The organism is Vagococcus changpingensis, assembly GCF_058211775.1.
The window spans coordinates 23,644-35,052 of sequence record NZ_JBYVZB010000003.1; the positions used below are offsets into that span (position 1 = coordinate 23,644).

An 11,409-nucleotide genomic window follows, 5' to 3' on the forward strand; every position below is an offset into this window, starting at 1 on the left:
GGCGACTATAACATACAGTCGCCTCAATAGATGTTTATTTAATTAAAAGAACCGCTTATATAAAAGAAATATATGCCTATCATAATAAAAATAATACTTATTATATATTGTTTAACCATGCTTGTATCTCTAAATAATAATAACCTAGTTTTAACCCACGATTGAGCTAATATACCAAAAATAATACCGATTGTAATCGCAATAAAACCTATTAGATGGTACGTCTCTTCCATTATGCTTACACCTTTCTTAACTAATTAACTTAACAATCACTAAAAATAAACTAGATAAAATAGCTGTACTATTAAACAATAAATGGGCAATAACTGGTACCCAAATATTTTTTGATAGCAAATACATTAAACCAAATACCAAACCAGCGAAAGCATACGGCATACTAGCTATAAAACTGCCACCAAAATTATAGTAATGAGAAAAACCAAATAATATACTAGATAAAATTAACATGATAGATACTAACATCTTATTAGATTTGTATACATACATACCTTCATAGCGATAAGTTATTTCTTCAACAAAGGCTACAATTAAATCAACTATACCAGCTAATACAGAAAACAAAAGTCCTAATGCTGTATTAATATCATAAGCATAACTATACACCGGATTTTTTGGAATAAATTGATTAAAAAACGGTCTAGTGATTTGAATAATAAATGAAACTAAAATTAATGTGATCACAACGTATAATATATGGCGCCATTTCATCTTTTTAAAGTCTTTCCATTGATGTGATAACATTTCTTTTTTTGTGTTGATATCTCTTAAAAATAAACCAATAAACCAAAATACTGAAATAAAAAAATAGATATAACCATTTGTCCCTGCTATCGTTCTTGACAAGGTTAATATTAACAATGTTCCTATAAAAATAATGATGACTGATATAAAAGATTTTCTCATACTACTGTCTTTCATTGTTCATTTCTCCCTTCAAAAAACAACAAGTAAACCTAACTTACATAGTGTATCTAGGTTTGCTTATTATTTCAAGTATTTACTTTTAGATATAGAAAAGATTTTCTGATGAAAAGACTGGGTCACTGGTCACATTTATGCCCAATTTTTTAAGAACCTGTTCATCATCTTTGTTCAGCATAACGGTTGAGTGTGCTTCAACTCCGTCAAGATTAGCCAATTGTTCATAAGCTAGTTGAGCTGTTGGGTTCGTTACAGCGCTTATTGATAACGCAATTAGGACTTCATTGGCGTTTAAAGCAGTCATTTTATTGCCTAATTCGTCCACTTTCATTTTTTGGATGGTTTCTAAAATAACAGGAGACAATAATAAAATGTCATCTGAAATATTAGCTAAACGTTTAATTGAGTTTAAAATAGCAGCAGCTGAGGCATCCATCAAATCTGATGTACGACCTGTTACAATTTCTCCAGTTGATAATTCAAACGCCATAACTGACATTGGGTTAACAGCCTCTTCACCTTCAGTCATTTCTTTCAACTTGTCAGCATACTCTCTTGCAGGAAGTACTGGACGACGATCTTCTTTTTTAAGTTCCATCTCTTCCATAATAAGTTGAATACGATTAACCACGTCCTCGTCAACCATTCCACGTTTATAAAAACACTCTGTATCAAAGCAACGACGAATAATTTCTTCTTTTGAAGCTTCTTTAACCACATCATCATCGATTATACCAAAGCCAACTCGGTTTACACCCATATCTGTCGGTGATTTAAAGACTGACTCTTGGTTAGTGATTCGTTCAATAATTCGCTTAATAACTGGGAATGTTTCGATATCACGATTATAGTTAACTGCAACCTCACCATAGGCTTCAAAATGGAATGAATCAATCATGTTCACGTCTTTCAAATCCACAGTTGCCGCTTCATAGGCGATATTTAACGGGTGTTTTAATGGGATATTCCAAACTGGAAATGTTTCAAATTTTGAGTACCCTGCCACTCGTCCTAAACGATTTTCATGATAGATTTGGCTTAAACTTGTTGCCAATTTTCCACTACCAGCTCCTGGAGCCGTGATAACGACAATTGGTTTTGTTGTTGGTATATATGGGTTTTTTCCAAAGCCTTCATCACTGACTATTTGGTCAATGTTATATGGGTAACCGTCAATTGCTTCATGCGTATAAACTTTAATATTTCGTTTTTCTAATTTGTTAATAAAGATTTTCGTTGAAGGTTGGCCACTGTAACGTGTGATTAACACACTGTTAACAGATAAGCCATACTCATTAAACTCATCAATTGATTTTAAGATATCCATGTCATACGTGATGTTGTAATCACCGCGAATTTTATTGCGCTCAATATCTCCAGCATACACACAAATAATGACTTCTGCTTTATCTTTTAATTTTTGTAGTATTTTGATTTTTGAGTCTTCATCAAAACCTGGCAACACACGTTTTGCATGTTTATCGCCGATTAATTTACCACCAAACTCTAAATATAATTTATCATAATTATTTACACGTTCTAAAATAAATTTTGATTGCTCTTCAATGTATTTCTGAGAATCAAATCCTAGCTTTTTCATGGTTTTCCTCCTTAAAAGTTAGGATAAGTGGTAACATTGCAACCAACAATGATTAACACTTAACTTAACTTTTTCTCTCATTTTTGTAACATATCTTGTGTCGTTTATCTGGATCATAAAAAATAATAAATTTTTACTCTTCTTTAGTACAATGTTAATCCTACTGCCCATTTAATAATTTATCCCTAAACTAATCATTACTATAATACATACATTATCATACTCATTTTTTATAATCTAAATATATCATGATAATATGTATTTTTTATTAACGTTCTAGTTATTTAAGCTAGCTCTAATAAATCCATTAAATAACGGATGACTTCTATTTGGACGTGATTTGAATTCGGGATGAAATTGACTTGCAACAAAGAAATCATTTGCTGGAATTTCAACTATTTCAACTAAACGATTGTCTGGTGAAACACCTGAAAAGACCATTCCCGCTTGTTCAAATGACTCACGAAATGCGTTATTAAATTCATAACGGTGGCGATGACGTTCACTGATTAACTCTTCACCATTATATAAGTTACGTGTTTTAGTGTCTGGTTTCAACTCACATGGATAAGCTCCTAGACGTAACGTTCCTCCCATATCTTCTACACTTTCTTGATCTAACATTAAATCAATGATGTTATAAGGCGTTTCTGGTGCAGTTTCTTTTGAATCTGCTCCTTCAAGCATCAAGACGTTTCTTGCAAATTCAACACAGGCCATTTGCATACCCAAACAAATACCTAAGAAGGGAATATTATGTTCTCTGGCGTAGCGGATCGCTTCGATTTTCCCTTCAATTCCTCGGTCGCCAAATCCACCTGGCACAAGAACACCGTCTACTGTTGATAAATAATCAGAGACATTTTCTTTTGTGACATTTTCTGATTGAATCCACTCAATTTCGATGTTTGTATCATGTTCATATCCAGCATGTTTTAATGCTTCCACAACTGATAAATAAGCATCAGGTAACTCAACATATTTCCCAACTAATGCAATACGTGTTTTGTATTTTAAGTTTAGCACGTGTTTTGCCATTTCTTGCCACTCTGCCATATCTGCTTTAGGCGCTTCAATCCCTAAATGATCACACACAATATCATCCAATCCTTGTGCTTCTAAATTTAATGGAATATCGTACAATGTTTTCACATCTCTTGATTCAATAACTGCTTCTTCAGGCACATCGCAAAATTGTGCTAACTTTTGTTTCATTTCTTGTGGCACTTCTTCTTCTGTTCTAACAACTAAAATATCTGGTTGAATCCCAAGACTACGTAATTCTTTCACACTATGTTGTGTCGGTTTGGTTTTCATTTCCCCTGCTGCTCTTAAATAAGGAATCAATGTTGTGTGGATATATAATACATTATCTTTACCAACATCTGCTTTCATCTGTCTTAGTGCTTCTAAAAATGGTAAAGACTCAATATCGCCAACTGTTCCACCGACTTCAGTGATAATCACATCTGCTTCATTTGTATCAGCTGCTGCCATCATTTTTTCTTTGATTTCATTGGTAATATGTGGGATTACTTGGACTGTCGCACCAAGATATTCTCCTTTTCTTTCTTTTCTGATTACCTCAGAATAAACTTTTCCTGTGGTCACATTTGAGTGTTGATTTAAATTAATATCTATAAATCGCTCATAATGACCTAAATCTAAATCTGTTTCTGCCCCATCTTCAGTGACGAATACCTCACCATGTTGGTAAGGACTCATTGTTCCAGGATCAATGTTAATATAGGGATCAAATTTTTGAATAGTTACATTCAATCCACGATTTTTTAATAATCGACCTAACGATGCTGCTACAATCCCTTTTCCAATTGAAGATACCACTCCACCTGTTACAAAAATGTACTTTGTCATAACATTCGCCTCTTTTCATATATTTCTTGGGGAAGATACTTTTATAAAAAACAAAGAAAAGCCCCCTATTCGTATGAATAAGGGAGCTTTCATTTAAGTCTATCTGCCTCTATTTTTCAAGAGTGCCCAAAAAGTATGATACAAGGGTTTTGATGTTTCGTCAAGAATTTAATTATGACATTCATATAATTTTCATATCTTCCCTAACTTTTTCATAACCATCACTATCTAAATTAATCTCTTCTTTCTATCAACTGGTGTTGTTCTATTTCTAATATATTAATTATAGTATGATAATCACAAACACAACGGGTTTCACATAATCCTCTTGCAAAATCAATGGATAATAACCAAACAAACTCTTTAGTTTTTTTACTTTTTCTCTCTGTGATATAAAAATTATGATGAGTTCTCATTGCCTTTTTACTATTTTTTATTTAATTTTGTCAATAATATAAGTAATCCATTTAATACGACACCACACAAAATCCCAATTGCTAAGTTTCCTGTGTAAACAATAACAACGACAGTGACTAACATCGCAGTACTTTCAATCATTTCCCATGATTTTACTAACTGTAAACTTTTCCAATCAAATGTATCCCCTGCAACTGTTATCATAATTCCAATCAAAGCTGCCGTTGGAATCACCATCATGAGTGAGTTTAAAACAAAAATGAACAGTAATAACGTCGTACCTGATACAAATGTTGACAAACGTGTCCGTCCACCTGATTTAACATTTATGACAGCTTGCCCTATCATCGCACATCCAGCTTGGCCACCAAATAATCCCGTAATAAAATTAGCCAGTCCTTGTGCTTTCACTTCACGTTTACTATCACTAGTTGAGTTTGTCATCTCATCTACTATAGGAACTGTTAATAGTGTTTCCATTAGTCCGATAAACGTTAATGAAATGGCTGTTGGTAAGATTATCCACAGTGTTTCTAAACTCATTGGTACAAGTGATAAGCCAAATGATACATCAAGTGAGGACATATCTCCTAAATCACCAACAGTAAAGAAACTACCTTTAAAAACAAATGATAAGATAGTCATGACCGTAATAATAATAAGTGCTGGTGGCACAACTTTAATCACTTTGGGTAGTAAATATATGGCTAATATACTAACAATAACCATGACATAGCCAATCACATTTTGTTCAGGTAATTGTTGAACTTGTGCTAAAAAAATTGAAATCGCTAATCCATTAACAAAACCTATCATGACACTTTTAGGTATGTGTTTCATGATTTTATGAATATTCAAATAACCTAAAATAAATTGAAATATACCTGTTAATATGGTAGCAGCAATCATATAGTTTAGCCCATGCGACTGTACTAATCCTGCAATTACTAAAGCCATCGATCCGGCTGCAGCAGATACCATAGCAGGTCTACCACCAGTTAACGTAATGACTAATAAGGTAATAGCTGAAGCAAATAATGCCGACATTGGATGAACTCCTGCGATAATGGCAAACCCTATTACTTCAGGTAAAATTGCGACCGATGACACTAATCCAGCAAAAATATTTTCACGTGGGTTCCCTACCCACTCATTCTTTTTTATACTAAGTAACACCTTTTTCCCTCCCTTAATTCTTTTCCAAGAAAATTATCATAACATATACTTTTGAATAATACACGTTTAAAAAATAAAAAAGCACCTCTGAAAAGAGATGCTTTATACGTCCGAACAAACAATGCTTATTTAAAATTACATGTGAATTGGCATACCTAATGCTAACTCAGCTGTATCCATAACAGCTTCAGATAATGATGGATGTGAATGGATAGTTAAAGCGATATCTTCAGCATTCATTCCAGCTTCAACAGCTAAACCAATTTCTGCAATAATATCACTAGCACTAATACCAGCAACTTGTCCACCAACAATCACGTTGTCTTCTTTAGTTGTAACTAAACGTACAAATCCTTCAGTTTGGTTTAATGATAAAGCACGACCATTTCCACCTAATGAGAATTTAGATGCTTTCACGTTTAATCCAGCTTCTTTTGCTTCTTTTTCTGTCATACCAACAGTTGCCAATTCAGGATCTGTAAAGGCTACAGCTGGCATTGCACGATAATCAACTGCTACTGGTTCACCAGCAATGGCTTCTGCAGCAATTTTAGCTTCATAACTTGCTTTGTGAGCAAGTGCAGCTCCAGGAACGATGTCACCAATGGCAAAAATACTTTTTACGTTAGTGCGTCCTTGGTTATCAACTTTTACTAATCCACGATCAGTCATCTCAACGCCTAAGATTTCTAAACCTAAATCATCAGTGTTTGGACGACGACCTACAGTTACCATAACGTAATCTGCTTCAACTTTTTCTTCTTTACCGTCAACTTCATAAGTTACAGTCACGCTATCGCCATTGTCAACAGCTTCTTTAGCCATTGCTTTTGTTACAACTTTGATACCTTTGTTGTCAAATTCTTTTTCAACAAGTTTAACCATATCTTTTTCAAATGTTGGTAAAATTTGTGGAGAACCTTCTAAAATTGTTACTTCAGCACCTAGGTTAGCATATGCTCCACCTAATTCAGCACCGATAACACCACCACCGACGATAACTAATTTTTTAGGAACTTCAGTTAAGCTTAATCCACCAGTTGAATCAATAATACGTCCACCAAATTTAAATCCTTTAATTTCGATTGGACGACTACCAGTTGCAACAATAGCATGATTAAATGAATAAGTTTGCGCATGGTCACCATCGATAACACGTAACGTATTTTCATCAACGAAGAATGCTTCCCCACGGATAATTTCAACTTTATTTTTCTTAAGTAAGAATTCAACCCCACCAGTTAATTTTGAAACTACTTGGTTGTTTTTCCATTCTTGAGTTTTAGAAAAATCAAGTGACACATTATCAGCAGTTACACCAAAAATAGCTGAATGCATTGCTTCTTGATATTTATGTCCTGCACTAATTAGTGCTTTTGATGGAATACATCCGACGTTTAAACAAACGCCGCCAATGTATTCTTTTTCAATAATGGCTACTTTTTGACCCATTTGTGCTGCACGAATTGCGGCAACATATCCACCAGGTCCTGCACCAATTACTACTGTATCTAATTCTAATGCGAAATCTCCTACAACCATTAACTATTCACCTTATCCTTCCATTAATAATAATTCTGGATCAGCTAATAAACGTTTAATATTGTTCATTGCTTTTTGTGCTGTTGCTCCATCAACGATACGGTGGTCAAAGCTTAATGATAATTTCATCATTCTTCCAACAACAATTTCTCCATCTGCATTCACAACAGGCTGTTGTGTAATAGTCCCAACACCTAAGATAGCAACTTCTGGGTAGTTAATAACCGGTGTAAACCAGCCACCACCAACAGAACCAATATTACTAATTGTTACAGTACCATCACGCATATCAGCTGCAGTTAATTTACCTTCAGTAGCTAAAGCTGCTTTTTCGTTAATTTCATCTGCAATATCAAACATGCTCTTAGTGTTTGCTTGTTTAACGTTAGGTACATATAAACCATGATCAGTATCAGTTGCGATACCAATGTTATAGTAATGTTTGTAAACAATTTCGTTTGTTGCATCATCAATTGATGCATTTAATGTTGGGAATTTTTGCATAGTTGCAGTTAATGCTTTAACAACATATGGCAAGAAAGTTAATTTAGTATTTCTTGCTGCTGCAACATCTTTAAATTTCTTACGGTGATCCCATAATTTAGATACTTCAACATCATCATGTAATGTTACATGAGGAGCTGTATGTTTGCTGTTTACCATTGCTTTAGCAATTGCTTTACGTGTTGGAGTCATTTTTTCACGAACTTCAACTTCAGGCATACCAACAAATGGTGCTGCTGGTTTAGCAGTTTCTTTAGCTGGTGCAACAGCAACTTTTTCTTCAGATACAGCAACTTTTTCAGTTGATTGAGCTGCTGGTGCTGAACCAAAGTTATCAATATCAGATTTAACCACACGTCCACCTTTACCTGTTGGTGTTACTAACGTAATATCAACACCTTTAGCACGAGCATATTGACGTACTGATGGCATTGCTAATACACGAGCACTTGGTTTACCAGTTGGCTCACTTGGTGCTGCTGGTGTACTTGCAGTTGGAGCTGCAGCTGCTGGCGTTTCAGTAGCTGATGCACTTGTTGCAGGAGCATCGTTATGTCCTGGTGCATCAATTTCTACTAATACATCACCAACGTTTGCTACTGTTCCTTCTGGCACTAATACGTTAACGACTTTACCTGTTACAGGAGAAGGAATTTCTTCTACTGATTTATCATTTTGTACTTCTAACAATGTATCGTCTTCGTTGATTGTATCTCCAGCAGAAACAAACCATTTTACGATTTCACCTTCAGCAATACCTTCACCGATATCTGGTAATTTAAATTGGAACACGCCACCTGTGTTAGCTGCAGGAGCACTTGCTGCTGGTGCAGCTACTTCTTCAGCAGGAGCTACTGTTTCTTCTTCGTCTTCATGTCCTGGTGCGTCGATTTCAACTAACACGTCACCAACGTTTGCTACTGTTCCTTCTGATACAAGAACTTTTAATACTTTACCTGTTACAGGAGAAGGAATTTCTTCTACTGATTTATCATTTTGTACTTCTAATAACGTATCATCTTCGTTGATTGTGTCGCCTTCTTTAACAAACAATTTAACGATTTCGCCTTCTGCGATACCTTCACCAATGTCTGGTAATTTAAATTTAAAAGCCATCTGTTATTTTCTCTCCTTCTGTTGTGCATTCAGTTAATTTCAATTAAATTAGAATGAATGAATTTCTCTTACTTTTGCTTCGATATCTGATGCATTTGGTAACCATGCACCTTCTGCTTGACCAAATGGATATACTGTATCAGGTGCTGAAACACGTCCGATTGGTGCTTCTAAAGAAAGAACCGCTCTTTCTGAAATTTCTGAAACAACTTGAGCGCCAACTCCGGCTTGTCTTTGTGCTTCTTGAACGACTACAACACGTCCTGTTTTTTCAACAGAGGCAATAATTGTATCCACATCCAATGGAGCAACTGTTCTTAAGTCAATGATTTCAACAGAGATGCCATCTTTTTCTAAAGCTTCTGCTGCTTTGATTGCTTCACGAACCATTGCTCCGTAAGTAATAACTGAAACATCTGTTCCTTCTCGTGTTACAGCTGCTTTATCTAAAGGAACGGTATAAGCTTCTTCTGGAACTTCTTCACGGAATGAACGGTATAATTTCATGTGTTCTAAGAAAACAACTGGATCGTTGTCACGAATAGCTGAAATTAATAATCCTTTTGCATCATATGGATTACTTGGAATAACCACACGTACACCTGGTGATTGAGCGATTAAACCTTCTAAGTTATCCGCATGCATTTCAGGTGTATGAACACCACCACCAAATGGGGCGCGGATTGTAACTGGAATATTACGAGTACCACTCATACGGTAACGAGTACGAGCCATTTGCCCGATAATTTCATCCATTACTTCAAATACGAAACCAAAGAATTGGATTTCTGCAACTGGACGGAAGTTTTCTAAAGCTAAACCGAATGCTAAACCACCGATACCTGACTCAGCTAATGGTGTATCGAATACACGATCCACACCAAATTTTTCTTGTAATCCTTCAGTGGCACGGAACACCCCACCGTTATTACCAACATCTTCACCAAATACTAATACATCTGGATTTGCTTCAAGTTCTATTGCTAAAGCATCTGTAATTGCTTGAATCATTGTTTTTTGTGCCATGATTTAGTTCGACTCCTTTGCTTCAAATGTGTCAATTTGTTCTTGGATTAATTTAGGTGTTACTTCAAACATGTTTTTCAAGAAATCTGAAACTTTTTGTTTTGGTGCTGCATCAGCTGCTTTGATAGCTGTTTTGATTTCTTCTTTAGTTTGTTCAATAATTTGTTCTTCTTTTTCTTCAGACCATAAACCTTTTTCTGTTAAGTAAATTCTGAAACGAGTTAATGGATCTTTTGCATGCCACTCATCTTCAACTTCTTGAGTACGGTATCTTGTTGGATCGTCCCCTGATAATGTATGTGGTCCATAACGGAATGTTAATGTTTCAATTAAAACTGGTCCGTTTCCTGCTGCTGCCCATTCACGAGCTGCTTTAGTTACTTTATATACTGCTAATGCGTCCATACCATCTACTTGAATACTTGGAATACCAGCTGCGATACCTTTTTGAGCTAATGTATTAGCGGCTGTTTGTAATTCACGTGGAGTTGAGATGGCATAACCATTGTTTTGAATAAAGAATACAGCGTTTGCTTTGTAAGCTCCTGCAAAGTTGATTCCTTCATAGAAATCACCTTGTGAAGAACCGCCATCACCTGTATAAGTAAATGCAACGTTTGGTTTGTTGCGTTTTTTAAGACCTAAAGCTACGCCAGCTGCTTGCACATATTGTGCTCCGATAATGATTTGTGGTGGTAAAGCTTGTAAGCTCTCAGCATATTCACTACCTGCTGCATGCCCTCTTGACCATAAAAATGCATCTCTAAGTGGTAAACCATGTTGAATTAATTGTGGAACATCACGATATCCTGGTAATAACACATCTTCTTTATCCATAGCAAATTGACTTGCTAATTGACTTGCTTCTTGACCAGCTGTTGGTGCGTAGAATCCTAAACGTCCTTGACGGTTTAATGCAGTTGAACGTTGGTCTAAAACTCTTGCCCATACCATTCTTGTCATTAATTCTACTAATTCGTCATCTGATAAATCAGGTAATAAATCTTTATCAACAACCTTACCATCTTTATCTAACACTTGAATCGTTGGAAAATCTGCGTTAATGTCTTCCATCAATGCTGCAAAATCAAGTGGGTTTACTTTTTTCTTAGCCATATTGTTACACATTCCTCTCTTTTTTACGTAATCATATTGGTTTCTCAAACAGGAAAAAAAACTGTATTACTTTTTTTCAATTTGACAAATTCAAT

Annotated in this window: 8 protein-coding genes; all 8 read right to left on the reverse strand. The window is 35.2% G+C overall.

What is annotated here, in order from left to right; all coding sequences use genetic code 11:
• Nucleotides 1–249: 249 nt before the first annotated feature.
• The gene (locus tag AC37UB_RS06640; protein ID WP_071457402.1) at nt 250–939 is read right to left on the reverse strand and encodes a CPBP family intramembrane glutamic endopeptidase; all 690 of its coding nucleotides are present in this window, start codon (nt 937–939) and stop codon (nt 250–252) included.
• Nucleotides 940–1,024: 85 nt separating this feature from the next.
• Nucleotides 1,025–2,542, reverse strand: a complete 1,518-nt coding sequence (locus tag AC37UB_RS06645; protein ID WP_117973211.1) for a DUF1846 domain-containing protein — start codon at nt 2,540–2,542, stop codon at nt 1,025–1,027.
• A gap of 276 nt (nt 2,543–2,818) precedes the next feature.
• Nucleotides 2,819–4,417 (reverse strand): CTP synthase, encoded by a 1,599-nt coding sequence (gene pyrG, locus AC37UB_RS06650; protein WP_117973212.1) that lies wholly within the window; start codon nt 4,415–4,417, stop codon nt 2,819–2,821.
• Nucleotides 4,418–4,843: 426 nt separating this feature from the next.
• On the reverse strand, nt 4,844–6,010 hold the full coding sequence (locus AC37UB_RS06655; RefSeq protein WP_490685489.1) for a SulP family inorganic anion transporter: 1,167 nt from the start codon (nt 6,008–6,010) through the stop codon (nt 4,844–4,846).
• A 135-nt stretch (nt 6,011–6,145) separates the two neighbouring features.
• Nucleotides 6,146–7,552 (reverse strand): dihydrolipoyl dehydrogenase, encoded by a 1,407-nt coding sequence (gene lpdA / locus AC37UB_RS06660; protein ID WP_241699409.1) that lies wholly within the window; start codon nt 7,550–7,552, stop codon nt 6,146–6,148.
• Between the two features lie 12 nt (nt 7,553–7,564).
• On the reverse strand, nt 7,565–9,172 hold the full coding sequence (locus tag AC37UB_RS06665; protein WP_117973215.1) for a dihydrolipoyllysine-residue acetyltransferase: 1,608 nt from the start codon (nt 9,170–9,172) through the stop codon (nt 7,565–7,567).
• Nucleotides 9,173–9,220: 48 nt separating this feature from the next.
• The gene (locus AC37UB_RS06670) at nt 9,221–10,198 is read right to left on the reverse strand and encodes an alpha-ketoacid dehydrogenase subunit beta (protein ID WP_117973216.1); all 978 of its coding nucleotides are present in this window, start codon (nt 10,196–10,198) and stop codon (nt 9,221–9,223) included.
• Between the two features lie 3 nt (nt 10,199–10,201).
• Nucleotides 10,202–11,314, reverse strand: coding sequence for a pyruvate dehydrogenase (acetyl-transferring) E1 component subunit alpha (gene pdhA / locus AC37UB_RS06675; protein WP_490685490.1), 1,113 nt, complete (start codon nt 11,312–11,314; stop codon nt 10,202–10,204).
• Between the last annotated feature and the right edge of the window lie 95 nt (nt 11,315–11,409).